The following is a 22610-nucleotide window of genomic DNA, read 5'->3' as shown; positions in this document are numbered from 1 at the left end:
CCCGCCCGTCGTGGATGCAGCGCACGGGCGGGTGCGGCTCAGTCCGCGGCGAGCGCCTCGACCGGGGCGACCCGCGTGGCGAGGCGAACCGGGGTCGCGGCTGCGACGAGCGTGAGCACCGCCGTGGCGACGACGATGATCGCGACCGGGATCCACGGGATCTGCGGGGCGACGAGTCCGGCGGGGGTGAAGTCGGGAAGCGTCGGCACCGAGCCGAGCACCGACTGCGCGGCGATCCACCCGTAGACGACGCCGAGCACGAGTCCGGTCAGCGTGGCTGCGACCGTGATGTGCGTCGCCTCGAGCAGCACCATGCGGCGCACCTGCCGGTTCGACAGGCCGATCGAGCGCAGCAGTCCGAGTTCACGGCGACGCTGGACGACGCCGATCGTCAGCAGGTTCACCAGCCCGACGGCAGCGATCACGGCGGACACCGCGACGAGCACCATCATGATCGAGGCGAAGGCGTCGAACGGCGCGAAGAACTCGTCCGGCACGTCGCCCTGCTGGTTCATCATCAGGCGCTTGGCAGATTCGAGGGCGACCGCGAACATCGTGACCAGGGTGACGCCCATGACCACGCCGATCGCCATCCGCGAGGAGCGCTCGGGGTACCGCAGCGCGTTCTCCGCAGCCAGGCGCGCGGTGGCGCTCGACCCGAACATGCGGCCGACGAGACGCAGGATCGGCGGCATGAACAGCACCGAGCCGAGTGCGAGGCCCGTGAACGAGAGCACGCCGCCGAGGAAGGCGACGACCACGCCGAGCGGCGTGATCAACCCGACCAGCACGCCGCCGACGAGCAGCGCCGCGCCGGCGATCAGGAGCACCCAGGCACCGATGTGCCGACCGGGACGGCCGGACAGATCGTCGTGCGTCCGCTCGACCGAGCCGCCGATCGCCTGCAACGGCGTGACGGCGAGCACGCGGCGGGATCCGACCCAGGCCGCGGCCCACGTGGTCAGCGCCACACCGAATGCCGGGAGGGCGAGCGCCGGCTGCGCGAGCGTGAACCCCGCCGCGTCGGCGCCGAGCACCTGTGTGCCGAGCTGCACGCCGGCCGCCGAGATCAGGAGGCCGGCGAGCAGACCGAGCACCGCGCCGATCACTCCGACGACGAGCCCCTGCCTGCCGACCTCCGCCCGCTGTGAGCGTGCGGTCGCCCCGATCAGCCGCAGCAGCGCGATCTGCCGGGTGCGGCCCGCGATGATGGTCGAGAAGGTGTTCGCTGTCACGATCGCCGCGACGTACATCGCGACGGCCGTCAGCAGCACCGACAGCAGGCCGACGACGATCGCGAGCGTCTCGCTGTCGCCGATGAACGGATCTGCCTGCAGCACGGCGCCGATGTAGGCGGTGATCTCGACGAGGAAGACGCCGAAAGCGGCAGAGAGCGCAGCCACCAGGATGCTGGCGCCCATGCCGCGATCGCGCAGCCACCGCCAGCGGGGCCCGGTCGCCGCGGTCTGCGGGACGACGGTCGCGACGGCGGTCATGCCGCCACCTCGGCTGCGAGCATGTAGGCCGAGATCTGCTCGGCGGTCTGGCGAGGGTGGTCGGCGACGATGCGGCCGTCACCGAGGTACAGGACACGGTCTGCGTGGCTGGCGGCGATGGCGTCGTGCGTGACCATCGCGATGGACTGGCCGTGCTCGCGGCTGGCGGTCGCCAGCAGCCGCAGCACCTCGCGGCCGGTCTTCGAGTCGAGGTTGCCGGTCGGCTCATCCGCGAAGACGAGGTCGGGGCCGGTCGCGAGCGCACGGGCGATCGCGACGCGCTGCTGCTGTCCGCCGGAGAGCTCGTGCGGACGGTGGTGCAGCCTGCCGGTCAGACCGAGCGTCTCGATCAGGCCGTCGATCCTCGCGCGTTCGATCGCGCTCGGACGCCGACCGTCGAGCTCGAACGGCAGCAGGATGTTGCCGAGCGCATCGAGCGTCGGAACCAGATTGAACGACTGGAAGACGAACCCGACGCGACGGCGGCGCAGCAGCGTGAGGTCGAGGTCGCCGAGGCCGGTGATCTCGGTGTCGCCGATCCAGGCGCGCCCCTCCGTGGGGCTGTCGAGGCCGGCCATGATGTGCATGAGGGTGGACTTGCCCGAGCCGGACGGCCCCATGATCGCGGTGAACTGTCCGCGGCGGATGCCGACGCTCACATCGTCGAGCGCGTGCACGGTGCCTTCGCCCGTGCCGTAGGTCTTCTTCAGGTGCTGGACGCGGGCGGCGAGCCCGAGGTCGGTGGTCGTGATCTCCATGTCATCGACGCTACGGAGCGCCGCCCATGCGCGCGTCGCCCGCCCGGAGCATACCGATACATCGCAGGGATGATCTCCGGCATCCGCTCCCCTCCCCTGTGCCGACCATGCCCCTTGCCACCGACCCGGCCCGTTGTGTGCGTCGACAACGGGCCGGGTCGCACGGAAGGGGAATGGTCGGCAGGAGAGGGCGGGGGTCAGGTGAGGCCGTGCTCGAAGGCGAAGACCACGAGCTGCACGCGGTCGCGCAGCGACAGCTTCGCGAGGATGCGGCTGATGTGCGTCTTCACCGTCGCCTCGCTGAGGTACTCGCGCCCGGCGATCTCGGCGTTCGAGAGCCCGCGGGCGGCGAGCGCGAAGATCTCGCGTTCGCGGTCGGTCAGCGACCCGTAGGCGGCCGGTGCCGGCTTCGGAGCATCCGTGAAATGCGCGAAGAGCTCACGGGTGGCGGATGCTGCGATCACGCTCGAACCTGCGTGCACCGTGCGGATCGCGGCGAGCAGGAACTCCGGATCGGCATCCTTGAGCAGGAAGCCGCTTGCCCCCTGCCGGATGGCGCGCGCTGCGGCCTCATCGAGGTCGAACGTGGTCAGCATCACGATGCGCGGCGGATCCGGCTGCGCGAGGATCTCGGCGGTCGCGGTGATGCCGTCCATCACCGGCATCCGGATGTCCATCATCACGACGTCCGGCCGCGTCGTGCGCACCACATGCAGCGCCTCTCGTCCGTCACCGGCCTCTCCTACGACCTCGAGGTCGGGTTGCGATGCGACGAGCATCCGGATGCCGGCGCGGAACAGCGCCTGATCGTCGACGAGGACGACTCTGATCATGTGCTGGAACCTTCTGCTGGTGAAACGGTCATCGTGGAGCAACCTGGCCCGACCCGATCGGGAGCGACGCGTCGACGAGGAACTGCGCTCCTCGGCGCTCCGCCTGCAGAGTACCGCCGACCAGCTGCGCCCGCTCGCGCATGCCGATCAGCCCGTGTCCGCCCTGGCCGGGCCTGGTGTCGGTCGAGACCGTGTTGCTCACCCGAACCTCGACGCGGTCGGGCAGCCATGCCAGGTGCACGTCGACCGCGCCGTCACCGTGTCTGATCGCGTTCGTGAGCGCTTCCTGCAGGATGCGGTACACGGCGAGTTGGATCGCTCCTGGCGGCTCCCCCGGCGGCATCGGATCGACCGTGATCCGCGGCTCGATACCGGCATGACGCACCTGTGCGAAGAGGTTCTCGAGGTCGGCGAGTGTCGGCTGCGGGCCGTCCCCCTGCCGATGGCGCAGCTGGGTGAGCAGCATCCGCACGTCCGAGAGCGCGCCGCGCGCTGTCTGCGAGATCGTGCCGAGCGCCTCGGCGGCGAGCGCAGGCTCGGCGGCGGCTGCGTAGCGCGCACCATCGGCCTGGGCGATCACCACGGCGAGCGAGTGCGCCACGATGTCGTGCATGTCGCGCGCGATCCGCACCCGCTCCTGCTCCTCGGCGGCGCGCAGCTCCGCCTGCATCCGTGCGGCCTGCGTCGCCCGACCGCTGATGATCACGCGCCACAGGAATCCGGCGCCCCAGGACATCACCATCGTGAGCACGAACACGGATGCCAGCAGGGCTGCGATCGCCGCGGCGCGCATGGCGCTCGCGGCATCCGTCAGCAGCTCCCCCGACCAGACGACGCCGAAGTAGCCGCCGCCGATCACGCCGCCCACGAGCGCGGAGACCCCACCGATCCACAGCAGGCGGCTGGTTCCCCACGCGGCGGTCGCGAACAGCACCACGAGGATGCCGAGGTCGAAGGCGGATGGCGGGAGGCCCAGCGACATCTGCAGCACCGCGCCGAACCAGGCGACGCCCAGCGCCAGCACGGGCGACAGGCGGGCGATCGCTGCGGCGCCCCACAGGATCACGCCGACGACGATGTAGGCGACGGAGGCAGTGCCGGGGTCCGTGATCCACGCGCTCAGCCCCGCCGCGCCCATGACGAACGTCAACGGCGTGGTGATGGCGAACCCGACCACAGCGCCGATGATGTCGACGACGAGCCAGGCGCGGGAGATGGGGCGGATCACCCCTTCACGCTACGCGAGCGGCGGGCGCGGGTCGTCCGCCTGCGGATGTATCCGCGGCGAGAGGTCGGCTCAGACGCGGCAGAGGATCTCGCCGTGCGGTACGAGGTACCAGCCGTCACCGTCATCCGCCCATCGGGTCCAGGCGTCGCTGATCTCCTGCAGCTCATCCCGCGTCGCCATGCCGCTGTCGACGAGCTGCCTGGCGAGGGCGGACTCGAGGATGCGGTCGGCCCACATGCCTCCCCACCACGCGCGCTGCTCGGGTGTGGCGTAGCACCAGGTCGAGGCGGTCGCGGTGACGTTCTCGAAGCCGGCTGCACGCGCCCACGACAGCAGGCGGCGTCCGGCATCCGGCTCGCCGCCGTTCGCTCGCGCCGCGGCACGGTACAGCTCGAGCCATCGGTCGAGCGCCGGCAGCAGCGGGAACCAGTGGAAACCGGCGTAGTCCGCGTCTCGCGCTGCCACGATACCGCCGGGAGCCGTGACCCTGCGCATCTCACGCAGCGCCTGCACCGGATCCTCGACGTGCTGCAGCACCTGGTGCGCGTGCACCACGTCGAACGAGTCATCGGCGAAGGAGAGCCCGTGCACGTCTTCGATCGAGAAGTCGAGATTCTCCAGGCCCCGCTCGGCGGCGAGTTCTCGCGAGAGCGACAGCGCCTCGTCGTTGATCTCGGTCGCCGTCACGTGGGCGACGATGCCGGCGAACTCGGCCGTGATCGTGCCGGGGCCGGCACCGACGTCGAGCAGCCTCGTCGATGCCTGCAGGAAGGGACGAAGGTACTCGGCGGAGTTGGCGATGCCGCGGCTGTTGTGCGATCGGAGGACGGACTCGTGATGTCCATGCGTGTAGGTGGCCACGCGATCAGTCTGGCAGGGGTCAGCGCAGCTCGGCGACGGCTGCGCGGATAGCCTCGCGGTCGGGCTTGCCTGACGCCAGCAGAGGGAGCTCGTCGACCAGGATCAGCCGCGCCGGCCGCGCCGGCTTGCCGAGCTCGGCCTCGACCGCGTCCCGTGCATGCGCGAGCTGCTCGGATTCGCTGCGCCGCAGGGCCTCGCCGCGGGCCGCGACGACGACGGATGCCTCACCCCACCGCTCGTCGTCGACGCCGATGACGACGGCCTGATGCAGACCGGGCACCTGTCTGACGACGCGCTCGACCCGGTCGAGGGAGATGTTGATGCCGCCGGACACGATGACGTTGTCGGCACGCCCGTGCACGCGCACGACACCGTCCTCGACGAGGCCGAGATCGCCGGTGCGATACCAGCGGATGCCGTGCTCGTCCCGGACGAAGGTGCGCTCCGTGCGTGCGTCATCGTCGAGATAGCCATCGGCGAGCATGGGGCCGGCGATGCGCAGCTCACCATCGACGACCCGCACGCCGACCGTCTCGAGCGGCACGCCGTCGTAGACGCAGCCGCCGCTCGTCTCGGTGGAGCCGTAGGTGCGCACGAGCCTGACGCCGAGATCGGCCGCGCTGTCGCGCAGCGGGTGCGGCAGCGCCTGGCCCCCGACGAGGATCGCCCGATACGCCTGCAGCGCAGCCAGGACGGCGGTGTCGTCGGCCGCATCCAGCAGCGTCGAGATCTGCGCCGGCACGAGTGACGTGTACAGCTCCGGGATGGTTCCCGAGCGGGCCGCGGGGCGCAGCATCGACAGCGTCGCCTCGGCGAACGATCGGGGCGAGAAGCGCCCTGGCAGCGCGACGGGCTCGGTACCGGCCAGCAGCGATCGCACCATGACCTGGAGCCCCGCGACGTAGCCCGCCGGCAGGGCGAGCAGCCATCGACCGCTCCCGATGCGTCCTGCCGTGGCCTCTGCGCTCGCCCGCAGTGCCTCCGCACTCAGCACGACCCGCTTCGGGATGCCGCTCGAGCCCGAGGTCGCGATCACGGCTGCGGTGCCGTCCGAGACGCGTTCGGGGGTGTCCGTGATCATCCCGAAGCCGATCGCCGGCCCGCCGTCGAGCGCGCGATGCAGGGCGCCCAGCAGGACCGCCGGGTCTTCGGCATCGGTCGGGATCAGGCTGACCATGGCTGCGTCCTCGGCCGATCAGTAGTGCCAGGGGAACGACGACCAGTCGGGATCGCGCTTCTCGAGGAACGAGTCGCGGCCCTCGACCGCTTCATCAGTGCCGTAGGCGAGTCGCGTCGCCTCACCCGCGAAGACCTGCTGTCCGACGAGACCGTCATCGACGGCGTTGAAGGCGAACTTCAGCATCCGGATGGCCGTCGGAGACTTCGTGAGCACGGTGCGCGCCATCTGCAGCGCCTCTCGCTCGAGTTCGGCGTGCGGCACCACGCGGTTCACGGCGCCAGCCTCATACGCGCGCTGCGCCGAGTACTCCTCGGCGAGGAAGAACACCTCCCGCGCGAACTTCTGCCCGGTCTGGCGCGCCATGTAGGCGGAGCCGTAGCCGGCGTCGAAGCTGCCGACATCGGCATCCGTCTGCTTGAACTTCCCATGCTCGGCCGAGGCGATCGTGAGGTCGCACACCACGTGCAGCGAGTGGCCGCCGCCTGCCGCCCACCCGGGAACGACCGCGATCACGACCTTCGGCATGAAGCGGATCAGGCGCTGCACCTCGAGGATGTGCAGGCGCCCGAGCGAGGCTGCCGACGGCTGGGCCCCTGAACCTGTCGAGGGGGCCGTGTCCGACTCCGAGTACTTGTATCCATCGCGGCCGCGGATGCGCTGGTCGCCGCCTGAGCAGAACGCCCAGCCGCCGTCCTTCGGGCTCGGACCGTTGCCGGTGAGCAGCACGGCGCCGATGTGCGAGTCCTGGCGGGCGATGTCGAGTGCGCGGTAGAGCTCATCGACCGTGTGCGGCCTGAAGGCGTTGCGCACCTCCGGACGGTTGAACGCGATCCGAGCGACCCCGCCGTCGACCGAGACGTGAGCGGTGATGTCGGTGTAGTCCTCCGCGCCGGGTGCGAGCTGCCACTCGGCGGGATCGAACAGGTCGGAGACGAATGCGCTGGTCACGGCATCCAGCCTATTCCTGCGCCGCCGCGGCGCGCCGCGACGCGCGCCACGCCTTGATCCAGCCGTCGACGATGTCCCAGGCCGAGAAGCCGATCAGGCAGGTGCCCGTGATCACCGTGAGGACCCGGTCCTTCGGTTCGGGTCGCAGTTCGCGCCGTCGGACGCGTCCGCGCGCGGCGGGAACTGCGACCGGAACTCCGGACTTCGGCAGGGCGGATGCCGCGACACGTGCCGCAGAGAGCAGAATGGGGCCATGCTCCCCTCGCTCGAAGACCTGCTCGACTCGGCCAGGGTGGTCGCGCTCCCGATGCACACCCGCTTCCGCGGCGTCGATACGCGCGAGGCGCTGCTCTTCGAAGGCCCGCAGGGCTGGGCGGAGTTCTCACCGTTCGTCGAGTACGAGGATGCCGAGGCCGCGACCTGGCTCGCCGCCGCGATCGACTTCGCGTGGCACGAACAGCCGGCACCGCTGCGCGAGCGGATCCCCGTGAACGCCACGGTTCCCGGTGTCGACGCCGAGCGCGTCGCCGAGGTGCTCGCACGATTCCCCGGATGCCGCACGGCCAAGGTGAAGGTCGCCGAGCCCGGCCAGTCCCTGGCGGACGACATCGCCAGGGTGCGCGCCGTACGCGAGGTCATGGGTCCGGAGGGCCGCATCCGCATCGACGCGAACGGCTTCTGGAACGTCGACGAAGCCGAGCACGCCGTGCACGCACTGGGCGAGTACGACCTGGAGTACGTCGAGCAGCCGTGCGCGACCGTGCCGGAGCTTGCGGACCTGCGCAGACGGGTGAAGTACATGGGCATCCCGGTCGCAGCGGATGAGAGCGTACGGAAGTCGGCTGATCCCCTTGCCGTCGCGCGCGCCGGTGCAGCCGACCTGCTCGTGATCAAGGCGCAGCCGCTCGGCGGCGTCACCCACGCGCTGCAGATCGTGACGGCCGCGGGCCTGCCGGCGATCGTGTCGAGCGCGCTCGACACCGCGATCGGCCTGTCGCAGGGCGCCGCGCTCGCTGCAGCCCTGCCGACGCTCGACTTCGACTGCGGACTCGGCACCGCATCGCTCTTCCTCGACGACGTCGCCGACCTGCGGCCGGCGGACGGGTCGATCCCGGTCGGTCGAGTGACGCCGGATGCCGCGGCGCTCACGCGCCTCGCAGCATCCGATGAGCGCCGGGAATGGTGGACCGCACGGCTCGCGCGCTGCCACTACGAGCTCGCCGCCGCGGCGCACTGACCCCGGCTACTCCCCGACGGGTGGCTCCGTCACCGCGGGAACCAGACGGAAGCGCGGGTGCACCCACACGAACACCGTGACCAGGCCCATGATCACGGCGCCGAGGATGATCGGCAGCGCGTGCCACACGCTGTAGAGGGCGGTGCCGAGCGTCGGTGCGACGACGAACGTCAACCCGGTCGTGGCGCCGATCAATCCGGCAAGCCCACCCTGCTCGTCGCGGCGGACGAGCAGGGTCGGGCCGGCCGTGTACCCGGGCATGGCCGTACCCAGACCCAGTCCGATGAGCAGGATCGCCGCGAACAATGGCACAGCCCCGAGGTCGGCGATAAGCAGCACGAAACCGAGCAGCGCCGTGAGTCCGCCGACGCGGAGCAGGGTGGGCGGCGTCCATCCGCTCCGCGGGACGATCACAGCCTGCGCGGTCACCATGCCGACGCCGGCCGAGAGCAGCGCTCCACCGGTGACGAGTCCGGTCTGCGCCGCTGTGAGGCCGAGCCGATCCTGCACGATGAAGCCCGTGATGACCTGGATGAAGCCGAGCGCGGTGAACATCCCGAATCCTGCCACGAGGAACGGCCAGACACGCGTGTCGAAGGGTCGAACGTTTCCGGGCTTCTCGATGAGCTCGGTGCGAGTCTCGCGCCTCAGTCGGAACGCCACGACGCCGAGCGCCGCGAGCAGCAGGACCGGCACGACGATGAGCGGCGTGATCAACCCGAACGCCGAGAGCACGCCGCCGACGATCGATCCACCGATCATCGCGATGCCCTGCACAGCGCCGACGCCGGCCATGCCCTTCACCCGAGCCTTCTCATCTCGCGTCACATCAGCGATGTATGCCTGCGCGGTTGGCGGCACTGCGGCGAGCGCCGCCCCGAACCCGATCCCGCGCAGCAGCACGAACAGCAGGAAGAGCACGGTGCCGCTGAGCAGCCCACGCATGCCCCAGTAGGCGGTGAGCGCGAACAACGACATCGTGACGAGCGCGAGCACGAAGGCGAACACCAGCACGGGCTTGCGGCCCCAGGACTGCGAGCGTCGACCCCAGAACTGACTCGTGAGCACGACCATCACGGCGGCGACGCTGATCGTCACGCCGATCTGCCACTCCGCGAGCCCGACCTCGCGCGACAGCGGCGCGATGATCGGGTTGAGGGTCATCTGCGCGAGGTAGGCGAGGAACACCGCTCCCAGCAGGAGCGGCACCTGCGAGCGGGTCGCCGGTGGTGCGGTGGGGATGGATGCGGTGTCGTGCTCGGTCATACGGATATTCCTGTCGGATGCTGCGCTGGTCGTCGGGTCGTCGGTTCGTCGGTTCGGTTAGTCGCGGGCAGTTCCCGAACCAGCGAGCTCCTGCTCGATGCCGGCGAGCACGATCTGCAGCTTCCCGTGAAACCACTCGAACGGGCCGGCCGTGATCGCGCGGAGCATCTCGGCATGCACAGGTGCCTCCGGGCCGTCAGGCGAGCGCGAGGAGTCACGCCACTGCTCCTCGATGCGTTCGCGCATACCACCCTCCGCTTCTGCGGTCGGTGCGTCGAGAGTCTCCGCACCACGTCGGCTGTCGGCCGTGAGATCGAAGACGAGGTCGACCGCGAGCACCGCGGCGCGGGCGGAGAAACCCCGTTCGACGAGCGCGACGCCGACCTGATCGGAGATCGCGACGATGGACCACGGCACGATGCCCCTGGCGACCTCGAGGACGGCGCCGGGGTGCTGCTCCCAGACCCGCCACGACGCCACGGCGCTCCGCTCCAGCAGGGACCGCCAGTCACCATCGAGCTCCGGCCACTCAGCCGTTCGCAGGGCGCGATCGAGACCGAGCCGCACGAGCTCATCCCGGTTGCTCGCATGACGGTAGAGGGTCGCCTGCGCGACGCCGAGGCGTTCGGCGACGGCGGCGAAGGTCAGGGCTGGGAAGCCAATGTCTACGACGGCGATCGCGATCGCCTCGGCATCCAGTGCAGGCGGACGTCCCGGTCGTCGACGCGGATCCGGGCGTGCAGCCGAAGAAGTTAGGGTCACCTCACCAGGTTATGAGAGTCTACTCTCGAAATCAATCCTCGATCGATGTCGCCCTCACCGCTTCGGATTCACCCAGCACCTCGGCGAGATGGCGCGTCGCCAGCGCCGCATCCCGATGCCCGTGCCCCGCGTCCGTTCCGAAGATCGTGAGGATCTCGGCGTCATTCTCGCCATCCGCGCCGAACCAGTGCGGCGTGCGCGTGTCGAACTCCGCGACCTCGCCGCTCCCGAGCATCACGTCGCGATCACCCACGATGAGGCGGATGCGCCCTGACAGCACATACATCCACGAAGAACCCTCGTGCGCGGTCAGCGTCGGCTCCTGGAACGTCCGCGGGACGATGATCTTCCACGCATGGCGCTCGCCCGGCTGTCGCGTGAGGGCGACGACCGTACGACCATTGACGCGGCGCGGACGCAGTCGCACGCGAGGATCACCGGTCTCCGGCGCGCCGACGAGGTCGTCGAGCGGAACCCGATATTCCTTGGCCAGCGGCAGCATGAGTTCGAGACTCGCCCGACGCTGCCCCGTCTCCAGCCGCGACAGCGTGCTCTTCGAGATCCCAGTGGCGCTCGCGACCTCGGCCAGCGTGAGGCCGCGCCGGGCACGCAGCGCCTGCAGACGCGGACCGATCTGTCGGAGCGTGCTCTCGAGTGCCGATGACGATTCGTCCATCCCGTCATCTCAGCACGATATCCCGGTTTCAGCAACAGCAGTTGCCGTAACGGCATTCGAGCATCCAACCTGGGGCCATGACAGCCACCGACCCGAATGCTCCTCGACTACGCGCCGACCTCGGCGGCCTCGCCCTCAGCGTGCTCGTCGCATCGCTGGGAACGAGCGCCGCCAACGTCGCCCTCCCCACGATCGCGGCCGATCTCGGGGGCACGGTGGCGCAGACGCAGTGGATCGCCGTCGCCTACCTGCTTGCGATGACCGCGACGAGCCTCACCGTCGGCCACCTCGGCGATCTGCTCGGTCGACGACGGGTGCTGCTGATCGGGATCGCCATCTTCAGCGGCGCCGCACTGCTGAGCGCGCTCTCCCCGACGCTCGGCGCCCTCATCTCCGCTCGAGCCCTGCAGGGTGTCGGCGCCGCCGTCATGATGGCGCTGCCGCTCGCACGCGCACGCGATCTCGTGCCAGCGGATCACCTCGGCGCGGCCATGGGACTGCTCGGCACGACGGCCGCCGTGGGCACGGCATCCGGACCGGCGCTCGGCGGTCTGCTGATCACGGTCGCCGGATGGCCCGCCATCTTCGCGATCATGGCGCCGCTCGGGACGCTTGCGGCGCTCCTGACCTGGCGGATCCATGACGTTGCACCCGCTCGTGCGGGACGGCGACCCTTCGACGTCGCCGGCGTCCTGTTGCTGACCGGAGCCGTCGCGCTCTATACGCTCGGCGTCACGACGCCTGGCACCGGCGACCAGTGGCCGACCGCGGCGATCCTCGGGGGCGCAGCGACTCTCCTGCTGCTGTTCGTCCTGCGCGAGCGCCGCGCAGCGCAGCCGGTCCTCCCGCTCGCACTGCTGCGCACTCGGGCTATCTCGATCGGTGCCGCCCTGAACCTGATCGTCGGGACGGTCATGATGAGCACCCTGGTGGTCGGGCCGTTCTTCCTCGCCGGCGCCCTCGACCTCTCCCCCGCTGCGATCGGCGCGATCATGGCCGCCGGGCCGGTCGCCTCGATCTGCACCGGCGTGCGTGCAGGTCGCGCTGTCGACCGCTTCGGAACACGGCGCATGACGACGACCGGCCTCTCGGCGATGATCGCCGGAGCGCTCGCGCTCGCGCTGCTGCCCGCGTGGTGGGGACTTCCCGGCTACATCACGGGCACCGTGCTGCTGGCGCCCGGCTACCAGCTCTTCCTCGCGGCCAACACCACCGGGGTGCTCGCCGCGACTCCGGCTGATCGACGCGGCGTGACTTCCGGCCTGCTCGGGCTCTCACGCAACCTCGGCCTCGTCACCGGCGCTTCACTGCTGCCGGCACTGTTCGCCGCGGCATCCGGATCCACCGTGGTCGGCGCCGCGGGCGTCGACGCGCTGACCTCGGGGCTGCGGATCACGTTCCTGACAACCGCGGCAGCGCTCGCCGTCGCCGTGCTCCTCTCCCTGGTCCGGTCACACGACCGAGGCCACCGCTGACCTACTTCTCGATCAGCAGCTGCACGAGACGACCGAGTTCCTCACTGCCGGAGTGACGCAGCGTCTCGTCATCCTGCCCGGCCATGGCACCGCGGACGGTCATGCCCTCCCAGAGGATCATGAGCATCCGACCGGCCGTCTCGGCGGGAAGCCGGAGCGTCAGCAACCCGGACTCGGCGATGTCGTCGATGATCTGCGCGATGCTGGCGACCATCTCGCGCTCCTGGGCCAGGTAGGCGGCGCCGAACTGCGCGTCGCGCACGGCCCGGATGCGGATCTCACTCATCAGCATCACGCCGAGGCGATCGTCGCCGCCGAGCTCCATCACCTGCTGCACCAGATCGACCGGGTCGCATCCCTCTGCGATCGCGCCCTCCGCGGTGAGCTCCTCGATGCGGGTGCGCACTGCGCTCACGCGGACGTCAGCCACGCTCGCAGCGAGCGTGAGGAAGAGCTCGTCCTTGGATTCGAAGTTCGAGTAGAACGCGCCGCGCGTGAATCCGGCGCGCTCGCACACGGCCTCGACCGATGCACCGTCGAGTCCGACCTCGGCGAAGACCTGGGCTGCCGCCTCGAGGAGCCGTGCTCGCGTGTTCTCTCGGCTGCGGGTTGCGGGTGTCGTCATCGAGACCTCCTGTCCCCTCACTCTCGCATGATTCACACCCTGCACACAGACTGCGGAGGGCGCTTCACTTTACGATACAACTATGTATTGGATACACCTGTGTATCCACACCTCATCCCCCCGGAGGAATGCGTGTCCACTCTCCTGTCTTCGCTCGGTCGCTGGTCGTTCCGGCACCCGTGGCGGGTTCTCGTCTCCTGGCTTCTCGCACTCGGCATCGCCGGTGCGGGCGCGCTCGTGCTCGGCGCCGGCACCGACAACTCGTTCTCCATCCCGGGCACCGAGTCGCAGGCGGGGCTCGAGCAGCTCTCCCGCTCGTTCCCGCAGGTGAGCGGCACGAGCGCGCAGATCATCGTGGTCGCCGCCGACGGTGACACGATCACCGACGACCCGTACCGCGAGGACATCGAGAACGCGGTCGACGAGCTGGGCGACCTCGACGGGGTCCTCGCGGCGAACTCCCCGTACGACGAGATGGTCACCGGCATGGTGAACGACGACGAGAACGCGGCGATCATCCGCCTGCAGTTCGACGGCGAATCGACCAACGTCTCGGACGAGACGAAGGATGCACTGCGCGCTGCATCCGATGACCTCGCCGCCGAGCTTCCCGACGGCTCGCAGACCGCCCTCGGCGGCGACCTGTTCGCGACCTCGATCCCCGGCCTGACGCTCACCGAAGCGGTCGGCCTGCTGATCGCCCTGCTCGTGCTGATCGTGACCTTCCGCTCCTTCGTGGTCGCAGGTCTCCCACTCCTCACCGCCGTGCTCGGCGTCGGGATCTCGATGGCCGGCATCTTCGCCGCCACCGCGTTCGCCACGGTGTCGTCCACGACGCCGCTCCTGGCGCTCATGCTCGGCCTCGCGGTCGGCATCGACTACGCCCTCTTCATCATGGCGAGACACCAGGACCAGGTCCGAGCGGGGGTCGATCCGGAGGAGTCCGCCTCCCGCGCCGTCGGCACGGCAGGCTCGGCAGTCGTCTTCGCAGGCGTGACGGTGCTGATCGCGCTGATCGGCCTGAGCTTCGCCGGCATCCCGTTCCTGACGACCATGGGCATCGCCGCCTCGGTGGCAGTCGCGATCGCCGTGGCCATCGCGGTCACGCTCACCCCGGCACTGCTCGGTTTCATGAAGGGCAAGGTCGTCGGTCGCCCGCGTCGCGAACCCAAGCCCAAGAAGGGCCAGAAGGTCGCCGCACCGCGTCGCGGGTTCAGCGACCGCTGGGTCGGCGGCGTCACCAAGCATCCCGTCCTGGTCTCGCTCGCCGTGGTGATCGGGCTCGGCATCGTCGCGGTGCCCGCGCTCAGCCTGAACCTGGCCCTCCCCAATGCCGGCGTGCTGCCGAAGGACTCCGAGGCTCGCCAGAGCTTCGACCTCGTCGGCGAGGAGTTCGGCCCCGGCTTCAACGGCCCGCTGATCCTCACCGGAACGATCGTCACCTCCACCGATCCGCTCGGTCTGATGGAGGATCTCGGCGACGCCGTCGGCGACATCCCCGGTGTCAAGGAGGTCGCCCTCGCGACCCCGAACGAGACCGCGGACACCGGCATCGTGCAGATCATCCCGGAGACCGCTCCCGATGACCCTGCCACCGCAGACCTGGTGCGTGAGCTCCGCTCCCACCATGACGAATGGCTCGACGAGTTCGGTATCGACCTGAAGGTCACCGGATTCACCGCCGTCGGCATCGACATCTCCGACCAGCTCGGCAATGCGCTGCTGCCCTTCGGCATCTTCGTGATCGGGCTCTCGCTCATCCTGCTGACGATCGTGTTCCGTTCGCTGTGGGTGCCGATCACGGCGGCCCTCGGCTACCTGCTCTCGATCGTCGCGGCGTTCGGCGTCGTCGGCGCGGTGTTCGAGTGGGGCTGGTTCGCCGATGCCCTGCATGTGGCGAAGGTCGGCCCGATCATCAGCTTCATGCCGATCATCCTGATGGGCGTGCTGTTCGGCCTGGCGATGGACTATCAGGTGTTCCTGGTGTCCCGTATGCGCGAGGACTTCGTGCACGACAAGGACTCGAAGAGCCCGGACCGCGCGACGCGGCGTGCTGCCGCCAAGCGTGCCGTGCGAAGCGGCTTCACCGGCTCTGCGAAGGTCGTCACGGCCGCCGGTCTCATCATGTTCGCGGTGTTCGTGGCGTTCGTCCCCGAGGGCGACTCCTCGCTCAAGCCGATCGCTCTCGGCCTCGCCGCCGGCATCGCGATCGACGCCTTCCTGGTGCGGATGACGCTGATCCCCGCCCTGATGGCGATCCTCGGCGAGCGCGCCTGGCAGCTGCCGGCATGGCTGGAGAAGATCCTGCCGAGCGTCGACATCGAGGGCGAAGCGGTCGAGCGCGAGCGGCACCTGGCCTCGTGGCCCGGCGACGACTCGGTGATCGCGGCCGACCAGCTCTCGATCAGCGCCGACGCACCGGTGCTCGAAGGCGTCACGCTGCGCGTGGCACCGGGCGGGGCGCTCGTCGCCACCGGATCCGATCACCGCGTGCGCCGCGCGCTGGCGCTCGCCGTCGCCGGCCGCAACCCGGCAGATGAGGGACGCCTCCGCGTCGCCGGGCATCTGCTCCCCGGCCGCGCGGCCTGGGTGCGGGCGCACGTCGGCTGCGTCCTGGTCGACGACCCGGATGCCGCGCTCCTCGACCTCGCCGAGGCGCTCCGAGGGAAGTCCGCGGTCGTCGTGATCGACGGCCTCGACCGCCTCGCCGGCGGTCAGCGTGACCAGGCGGCCGCCATGCTGCGCGACGCAGCGGCATCCCGCCCCCTCGCGGTGTTCGCCACGGCATCAGATGCCGACGCGGCTCGCACCATCCTCTCGGAGGCCGGTTGGCCCTCCGCCGCCGTCTTCGATACGCGCTCGACCCGCCGGTCGTCCGCAGAATCCACCGAGGTGACCGCATGACCCTCCCCATCGAGCGCGCACGCTCCCGCAAGCCCATCACGTGGCTGACCATCCTCGGCATCCTGCTGCTGCCCGCCGCCGTCGGGGGCATCCTCGTCGCGGCGCTGCAGAACCCGACCGAGCGCCTGGACTCCATGACCGCCGCGATCGTCAACCTCGACGACCCGGTGACCATCGACGGACAGGTCACGCCGCTCGGCCGCCAGCTGGCGTCAGGGCTCGTGGAGGGCTCCGACGACCTGGACTCGAACCTCACCTGGGTGATCTCCAACGAGGAGGATGCAGCTGACGGCCTGGCCGACGGCTCGTACCAGGCGGTCATCACGATCCCCGAGAGCTTCTCGGCCGCTGCCACGTCGTCCGGACAGGCCATCGCCGACGGCGGGGGCAACCCTGAGCAGGCGACGATCGAAGTGACGACGCCGGAAGACGGACTCGTCGCCGACGACCTCATCACGGGGCAGATCGCGAACGTCGCGGCATCGACCCTCGGCACCATGCTCTCCGAGGCGACGACCGAGAACATCCTCGTCGGCTTCACGACGATCGGCGACCAGATCGGTGACGCAGCTGACGGTGCGGTGAAGCTCGCCACCGGGGCACGGGATGCCGCCACCGGCGCCGCCGCGATCCCCGACGGCGCGACGAAGCTCGCCTCCGGCGCGACGGAGCTCGGCTCCGGCGCATCCTCGCTCGCCACCGGTCTCGACACGATCGCCAAGAACACTCGGGATGCCGCGAACGGCGCCGGCACGATCGGTGCCGGGCTGACCGCTGGTGGCACGCAACTGCAGGACAACGTCGGCGGCATCACTCAGCTCGTCGGCACCGTGCAGTCCGCCACCGGCACGGCCACCCAGGCCGCGGCACAGACCAAGGACCTGGCGACGACCCTCGGCACGATGGCTGCAACCTGCGATGCAGCAGTGTCCGGCGAGAGCATGTGCGACCAGCTCCGCACCGCCGCGGCCTCCGCCGCGGCAGCGGCGACCTCCGCAGGGACCGCCGCCGGCACGCTGAGCGCGCCACAGGTCGCCGGCGGCATCGCCGCCATCCCCGGCACCCTCAGCACCCTCGCCTCGAGCATGTCGCAGGCCGGCGCCGGCGCCACCCAGCTCGCCGGTGGGCTGAACCAGCTCGCGAGCCAGGGCATCGACCAGTCAGCCGCCGGCGCGCGCGCCCTCGCCTCCGGTGCGACGCAGCTCTCCGATGGCGCGACCGCACTCGCGGACGGCACGACCGAGCTCGCGAGCGGACTCGATACCCTGGCGACCGGGACGGGCGATCTTGCCGGCGGCCTGCGCACGGCAGCCGACTCGCTCCCCTCGTTCAGCGACTCCGAGTCGACTTCGCTCGCCTCCGTGATCGCCGACCCGGTGTCGACGGACTCCTCGATGAACACGATCTTCGGGCCGACCGCGATCCCGCTGCTCGCAGCCGTGGTGCTGTGGTTCGGCGGCCTGGCGTCGTTCATCGTGATGCGGGCGCACACGGCGCGCACGCTCACCTCGCGCCGCTCCTCGGCCGGGCTGGCCCTGCGGGCGTTCGCCCCGGCCGCGCTGATCGGCGCGGGCCAGGGCCTCCTCGTCGCGATCATCGTGCAGTTCGTCGCGAGCTATGACGTCGGCGCCTGGTGGGCCTTCGCGGGCACCGCAGTCCTCGCCGGCATCGTGTTCGCCGCGGTCAACCAGGCCCTGGTCGCCCTGTTCGGCGGCATCGGCCGATGGATCAGCGCGCTCGTCGGGGTCCTGGCGGTCGCGACCGGTCTGATCTCGACCGTGCCCGGCTGGCTCGCCGGCCTCGGCGCAGCGCTGCCCACCGCTCCCGCATTCGCCGGACTCATCGCCGGCAGCGGGTCCGCGATCGCCGCCCTGGTCGTGTGGGGCGTGCTGTCGCTGGTCGCAACGACGCTCGCGGTGACCGTGCGTCGCACGACGTCGACGAAGGCGGTGCTGGCCACGGCCTGAGCCGGCGTCTCCGTGGGAACGGAGACGACAACGAAAGACCGCGGCATGTCCATCCGGACACGTCGCGGTCTTTCGTTTCGGTCCCGGTTTCGGCCTGCGGCAAACGGGAGGTGCCTCACGCGCATACGATCAGGAGATGCGACGACCTTTCATGTCCTCCCCCGCCCAGCTCGCCGAGCTGGAGGGTCAGCAGTACCTGGTGCTGCGGCCGAGGACCGCGGTAGCTGATGTCTACCGCTCCGTGCAGCGCTCAGCCCTGACCCGAATGACCACTCCGCACCCGCACACCGAGCACGTCACCCTGCGCGCGTTCCACGAGCCGGAGCGTCGCGAGCAGCTGCGCACCGTCATCCACGAATGGGCCGCTGCACGGCGTCCGATCGAGGTCGTCGCCGAGGCGGTGGACGTGTTCCCCTCGCCCTGGCAGGTCGTGATCCTGCGCCTGGCGCGCACGGCATCCCTGGTGTCGGCATACTCCAGCCTGAGCACGGCCCTCGCGGGTACCGACCTCCAGCGCCTCGATGAGCGGACCGTGGAGGACTGGACGTTCCACCTCTCCGTGCTCTACGCGAAGACGCTCACACCGGCGGCTTGGACCGAGCTCTCGCACAAGTCCCGCCGCTCGCTCGGCTCACGTCCGGCCGAGACCATCTCCGAGGCGGAGTTCGTCTGGTACGAGGACGGCGTCGAGCACGCCGAGATCGTCCCACTGGGCCCGCAGGCCCGCTGGTGACACCGACGGATCAGTGACCGCCTGAGCTCAGGAGATGCCCGAGTAGGCGTGCAGGCCCTTGAAGAACACGTTCACGATCGTGAAGTTGAACATCACGGCCGAGAAGCCGACGATCGCGAGCCATGCCGAAGGGTTGCCGCGCCATCCGCGGGTCGCTCGCGCGTGGATGTAGCCCGCGTAGAGCACCCAGATCACGAAGGTCCAGGTCTCCTTGACGTCGAAGCCCCAGAAGCGGCTCCAGGCGTAGTACGCCCAGATGGACCCGGCGATCAGGGTGAACGTCCAGAGGATGAAGCCGATGATCGTGAAGCGGTACGCCATGCTCTCCAGGCGCTCCGCGGTCGGGAAGGTGCGGAGGAACCCCGGACCGGTCTTCTCTGCGCCCTCCGACACGAGGCGCTCGCGGCGGGACTGCATGAGCTGGATCACCGAGAGCGCGAACGCCAGCGCGAAGAACGCGGTGCCGAGCGACGCCACGAACACGTGGATCACGAGCCAGACGCTCTTCAGCGGATCCATGAGCGGTGACACGTCGACGTAGAAGTTCGTCGACGAGAGTCCGAGCAGCACGACGATGAGTCCGGTGATGAACGTGCCGAGGAACCGCAGATCCATGCGGGTGAGCACGATCAGGTACACAGCGATCACGAGCAGCGTGCCGATCATCGCGAACTCGTAGAGGTTCGCCCACGGCACGCGGCCGGCGGCGATGCCACGGGTCAGCGTCGCACCGAAGTGGAAGAAGAACGCCAGCACCGTGAGCGAGGTGCCGATGCGAGCCATCACGAAACGCTGCGGCGGAGCATCCGTCGTCGAACCCGACACTGCCCCGGCCGACGCGCGACCACGGGCGCCGACACCGGCGCCGACGAGCTCGGCCTCACGCGCTGTCTGCGAATCCGCGGACAGCTGCGACCGCCGTGCGAGGTCGAAGGCGTAGGCCACGAACGCTGCGGCGTAGATCGCGATCGCCGTCCACAGCAGGATCGGCGAGATCACGTTGAGGTCGAACATGGTGTCAGTCTACTTTCGGAGTGTCGGATGCAGGGCTGTCGGATGCTGCGGCCTCGGGTGCCGCGGGCGCCTCGGCTTCAGCGTCGGGGGCGGGGTCGGCTTCAACATCGGCGTCGGGACGAGCCGATGTCGAGCCCTCGGCGTCGAGCAGTCGAGCGTGGCCGGCGACCAGGTCGTCGAGCGCCATCGCGATGGTCGGGTCCTCACCGCGGGCGAGGCCCGCGTACTCGAGGGCGACGCCGTCGGCGGTCGCGGTGGCCTTGACCCACATGCGGCGACGCGGGACGAACAATGCGAGCATGAGTCCGCCGAGGGCCAGCAGTGCGAACGCGAGCACCCACGGGCCGGAGTCGTCGCGGTGGATCTGCAGCGAGGCGAACCGCTTGACCGACTGCGAGGCGTCGGTGGCGCCGGCCGGCGACTCGTCCTCGAAGGTCACGGTGCCCATGCCGTTCGGCAGATCGGCGGTCTCGCCCGGTGCGAGCTCGATCGATGCGACGTCCGTCGTGCGTCCCGTGAGCTTGGTGAGGTCGGTGGTGTCGAGCACGTAGACCGAGCGAGGGGTGCCCTCGTTGATGCCGAGGTCTCCCGAGTACACGTCGAGCGTGAGCGTCGGGTTCGTCAGCGCGCCGTAGGCGGAGAAGAAGGCACCGCTCTTGAGCACGCCGGTCGTCGGGTAGAAGAAGCCGAGCAGACCGAGCTGCTCCGGGAGCCCGTCGGTGACCTTGATCACGCCGAGCGAGGTCATCTGCGTGTCCTGCGGCAGGAACGGCACGCTGTTCGTGAACACCACGTCACCGGCGGCGTTGCGCACGGTGATCGTCGGGGCGTAGCCGTTGCCGAGCAGGAACACGTTGTCGTCGGCGACGCCGAGCGGGTGGTTCACCTGCACCGAGCCGGTGCGCTCCTCGCCGTGCTCCTTCACGGTCATGTTGGCCGAGAAGTCGCCGGCCTGCCCGGAACCGGGCTCGCCGAAGGGCTGGTAGCTCACATCGAAGGTGTCGAGGCGCATCGAGTAGGGCGCGAGGGCATCATCGCCGACGAAGCGACCGCGGTTCATCGAGTCGTAGTCGACGAGCGTGTTCGCGAAGGTCTCCCCCTCGACCAGCACGCGCTGGCCGGTGTACGAGAAGCCGCCGCCGACGCCGACCGTCACCAGCACGCCGACCAGGGCGAGGTGGAAGAGCAGGTTGCCGGTCTCGCGCCAGTATCCGCGCTCGGCTGACACCGAGAAGGAACGGCCGCGGTCGTAGCGCTCGACTCGATAGCCGAGCGCCTTCAGCTGCGAGGTCGCGATGTCGACCGAGGTGGATGCTGCGGCATCGGTATCCCCCTGGGTCCCTGAGCCATCCCCGTGGGTCCCTGAGCCTGTCGAAGGGATGCGCTCGACGGAACGGAAGTCCTCGAGGCGCTGCAGGCGGGCCGGCGTGCGCGGCGGACGTGCACGGAGCGCCTTCGCGTGGTGACGGATGCGCGGAATCACGCAGCCGACGAGCGAGGCGAACAGCAGCAGGTAGATCGCCGAGAACCACGGCGACAGGTAGACGTCGAACAGCTTCAGACCGTCGAGGATCGGGAAGATGTCGGGGTTGTCGCGCTGCCACTGGCTGACACCGTTGGGGTCGGCCATGCGCTGGGGGAAGATCGAGCCGGGGATCGCGGCGATCGCGAGCACGAGCAGCAGCACCAGGGCGGTGCGCATCGAGGTGAGCTGACGCCATCCCCAGCGCAGCCAGCCGACGAAGCCGAGCCTCGGCTGGGCGACCGAGTCGTCGCCGTCGACGTGGTCTGACGGCCGCAGCGGATCGCTGCTGTCGGTGGTCTTGGAGGTCACGGCATCCTTGTTCTTCTGGTGCTGGGGGTTCTGCTGGCGGGAGTTCTTGTCAGAGCGGGAGGAGGACACTGCCCATCACCGCCGTCAGGCGGGACATGATGTCGGTCCACAGCCCGGTCACCATCAGGATGCCGAGCAGGATCAGCAGCACACCGCCGATGATGTTCACAACGCGGATGTGCCGGCGCAGGAATCCGACCGTCTTCGTCGCCCAGCCGAAGCCGAGCGCGACGAGCAGGAACGGGATGCCGAGTCCGAGCGAGTAGGCGAGGCCGAGGAATCCGGCGCGCACCGGGTCGCCCGCGTTGAAGGAGAGCGCGAAGATCGCGGTGAGGGTCGGTCCGAGGCAGGGGGCCCAGCCGATGCCGAGCGCGATGCCGAGCAGCGGTGCCCCGATCACGCCGTACTTCGCATCGACGTGGAAGCGGAGCTCCCGCTGCGCGAAGCCGAACAGTCCGAGGAACACGAGCCCCATCAGGATGATCACTGCGCCGAGGATGCGGGTGATCAGTTCGCCCCACTGGAGCATGAACACGTTCGCGGCGCCGCCGAGCGCCGTGATGGCGACGAACACGATGCTGAAGCCGAAAATGAACAGCAGCACGCCGAGCACGAGCCGACCGCGGCCCGGGGCTGCGGCATCGGCACCCTTCGCCGACCGCGGCGTCACCGCGCCGCCGAGGAACCCGAGGTACCCCGGGACCAGTGGCAGGACGCAGGGGGAGAGGAACGAGATCAGCCCGGCGAGCATCGCCACCGGGATCGCCAACCAGAGTGCGCCCGAACCGATGATGGATTCGGCGTTCACAGCGC

At 69.9% G+C, this 22610-nt stretch carries 19 protein-coding genes; 5 read left to right on the top strand and 14 right to left on the bottom strand.

All coding sequences use genetic code 11. From position 1 onward, the window contains the following. Nucleotides 1-38: 38 nt before the first annotated feature. The 7 genes from V7Z82_RS05490 to V7Z82_RS05460 all read right to left on the bottom strand — a co-directional run bounded on the left by V7Z82_RS05490 (nucleotide 39) and on the right by V7Z82_RS05460 (nucleotide 7304). Nucleotides 39-1496, bottom strand: coding sequence for an ABC transporter permease (locus V7Z82_RS05490; protein ID WP_334148826.1), 1458 nt, complete (start codon nucleotides 1494-1496; stop codon nucleotides 39-41). Further along, nucleotides 1493-2254: an ABC transporter ATP-binding protein gene (locus V7Z82_RS05485; RefSeq protein WP_334148824.1), complete on the bottom strand. Its 762-nt coding sequence runs from the start codon at nucleotides 2252-2254 to the stop codon at nucleotides 1493-1495. Before V7Z82_RS05485 ends, V7Z82_RS05490 begins: the two co-directional genes overlap by 4 nt. A gap of 197 nt (nucleotides 2255-2451) precedes the next feature. Further along, on the bottom strand, nucleotides 2452-3087 hold the full coding sequence (locus V7Z82_RS05480) for a response regulator transcription factor (protein WP_334148822.1): 636 nt from the start codon (nucleotides 3085-3087) through the stop codon (nucleotides 2452-2454). A 28-nt stretch (nucleotides 3088-3115) separates the two neighbouring features. Next, nucleotides 3116-4315, bottom strand: coding sequence for a sensor histidine kinase (locus tag V7Z82_RS05475; RefSeq protein ID WP_334148819.1), 1200 nt, complete (start codon nucleotides 4313-4315; stop codon nucleotides 3116-3118). 69 nt (nucleotides 4316-4384) lie between these two features. Next, nucleotides 4385-5176: a class I SAM-dependent methyltransferase gene (locus V7Z82_RS05470; RefSeq protein WP_334148817.1), complete on the bottom strand. Its 792-nt coding sequence runs from the start codon at nucleotides 5174-5176 to the stop codon at nucleotides 4385-4387. Between the two features lie 19 nt (nucleotides 5177-5195). Then, the gene (locus tag V7Z82_RS05465) at nucleotides 5196-6353 is read right to left on the bottom strand and encodes an AMP-binding protein (protein WP_334148815.1); all 1158 of its coding nucleotides are present in this window, start codon (nucleotides 6351-6353) and stop codon (nucleotides 5196-5198) included. A gap of 18 nt (nucleotides 6354-6371) precedes the next feature. Beyond that, nucleotides 6372-7304, bottom strand: coding sequence for a 1,4-dihydroxy-2-naphthoyl-CoA synthase (locus tag V7Z82_RS05460; RefSeq protein ID WP_334148813.1), 933 nt, complete (start codon nucleotides 7302-7304; stop codon nucleotides 6372-6374). 253 nt (nucleotides 7305-7557) lie between these two features. Here V7Z82_RS05460 and V7Z82_RS05455 point away from each other — a divergent pair, with 253 nt between their 5' ends. Beyond that, on the top strand, nucleotides 7558-8541 hold the full coding sequence (locus V7Z82_RS05455) for an o-succinylbenzoate synthase (protein WP_334148811.1): 984 nt from the start codon (nucleotides 7558-7560) through the stop codon (nucleotides 8539-8541). 6 nt (nucleotides 8542-8547) lie between these two features. Here the strand turns inward: V7Z82_RS05455 and V7Z82_RS05450 are convergent, their stop codons facing one another. The 3 genes from V7Z82_RS05450 to V7Z82_RS05440 are packed head-to-tail and all read right to left on the bottom strand — an operon-like array spanning nucleotide 8548 to nucleotide 11245. After that, nucleotides 8548-9807 carry an MFS transporter gene (locus V7Z82_RS05450; RefSeq protein WP_334148809.1) on the bottom strand — a complete coding sequence of 420 codons (1260 nt, stop codon included), beginning with the start codon at nucleotides 9805-9807 and terminating at the stop codon, nucleotides 8548-8550. Between the two features lie 57 nt (nucleotides 9808-9864). Further along, entirely contained in the window at nucleotides 9865-10569 is a 705-nt protein-coding gene (locus V7Z82_RS05445; RefSeq protein WP_334148807.1) for a TetR/AcrR family transcriptional regulator, read from the bottom strand. A 31-nt stretch (nucleotides 10570-10600) separates the two neighbouring features. Then, complete coding sequence (locus V7Z82_RS05440) at nucleotides 10601-11245, bottom strand: helix-turn-helix domain-containing protein (RefSeq protein ID WP_334148805.1); 645 nt, start codon at nucleotides 11243-11245, stop codon at nucleotides 10601-10603. Nucleotides 11246-11322: 77 nt separating this feature from the next. Here V7Z82_RS05440 and V7Z82_RS05435 point away from each other — a divergent pair, with 77 nt between their 5' ends. Beyond that, nucleotides 11323-12720, top strand: coding sequence for an MFS transporter (locus V7Z82_RS05435; RefSeq protein WP_334148803.1), 1398 nt, complete (start codon nucleotides 11323-11325; stop codon nucleotides 12718-12720). A gap of 1 nt (nucleotide 12721) precedes the next feature. On the opposite strand, the gene V7Z82_RS05430 is transcribed toward V7Z82_RS05435, so the two are convergent. Continuing rightward, nucleotides 12722-13345, bottom strand: a complete 624-nt coding sequence (locus V7Z82_RS05430; RefSeq protein WP_334148801.1) for a TetR/AcrR family transcriptional regulator — start codon at nucleotides 13343-13345, stop codon at nucleotides 12722-12724. A gap of 132 nt (nucleotides 13346-13477) precedes the next feature. Between V7Z82_RS05430 and V7Z82_RS05425 the strand changes: the two genes are divergently transcribed. From V7Z82_RS05425 to V7Z82_RS05415, 3 genes are all read left to right on the top strand, one after another. Next, the gene (locus tag V7Z82_RS05425) at nucleotides 13478-16249 is read left to right on the top strand and encodes an efflux RND transporter permease subunit (RefSeq protein WP_334148799.1); all 2772 of its coding nucleotides are present in this window, start codon (nucleotides 13478-13480) and stop codon (nucleotides 16247-16249) included. Next, nucleotides 16246-18216, top strand: a complete 1971-nt coding sequence (locus V7Z82_RS05420) for a YhgE/Pip family protein (RefSeq protein ID WP_334148797.1) — start codon at nucleotides 16246-16248, stop codon at nucleotides 18214-18216. Before V7Z82_RS05425 ends, V7Z82_RS05420 begins: the two co-directional genes overlap by 4 nt. A gap of 136 nt (nucleotides 18217-18352) precedes the next feature. Then, complete coding sequence (locus V7Z82_RS05415) at nucleotides 18353-18949, top strand: 2'-5' RNA ligase family protein (RefSeq protein WP_334148795.1); 597 nt, start codon at nucleotides 18353-18355, stop codon at nucleotides 18947-18949. Between the two features lie 27 nt (nucleotides 18950-18976). Here the strand turns inward: V7Z82_RS05415 and ccsB are convergent, their stop codons facing one another. Genes ccsB through V7Z82_RS05400 form a run of 3 tightly spaced genes read right to left on the bottom strand, consistent with a single transcriptional unit; the run spans nucleotide 18977 to nucleotide 22605 of the window. Then, nucleotides 18977-19963 carry a c-type cytochrome biogenesis protein CcsB gene (gene ccsB, locus V7Z82_RS05410; protein ID WP_334148793.1) on the bottom strand — a complete coding sequence of 329 codons (987 nt, stop codon included), beginning with the start codon at nucleotides 19961-19963 and terminating at the stop codon, nucleotides 18977-18979. Between the two features lie 4 nt (nucleotides 19964-19967). Beyond that, entirely contained in the window at nucleotides 19968-21866 is a 1899-nt protein-coding gene (resB, locus tag V7Z82_RS05405; RefSeq protein ID WP_334148791.1) for a cytochrome c biogenesis protein ResB, read from the bottom strand. After that, a complete protein-coding gene (locus V7Z82_RS05400) occupies nucleotides 21847-22605 on the bottom strand; it encodes a cytochrome c biogenesis CcdA family protein (protein ID WP_334148789.1) in 759 nt (252 codons plus the stop codon). Before V7Z82_RS05400 ends, resB begins: the two co-directional genes overlap by 20 nt. Between the last annotated feature and the right edge of the window lie 5 nt (nucleotides 22606-22610).

It is taken from the genome of Microbacterium sp. (assembly GCF_036823965.1).
Classification (GTDB): domain Bacteria; phylum Actinomycetota; class Actinomycetes; order Actinomycetales; family Microbacteriaceae; genus Microbacterium.
This window is presented reverse-complemented; position numbering and strand designations above follow the sequence as displayed.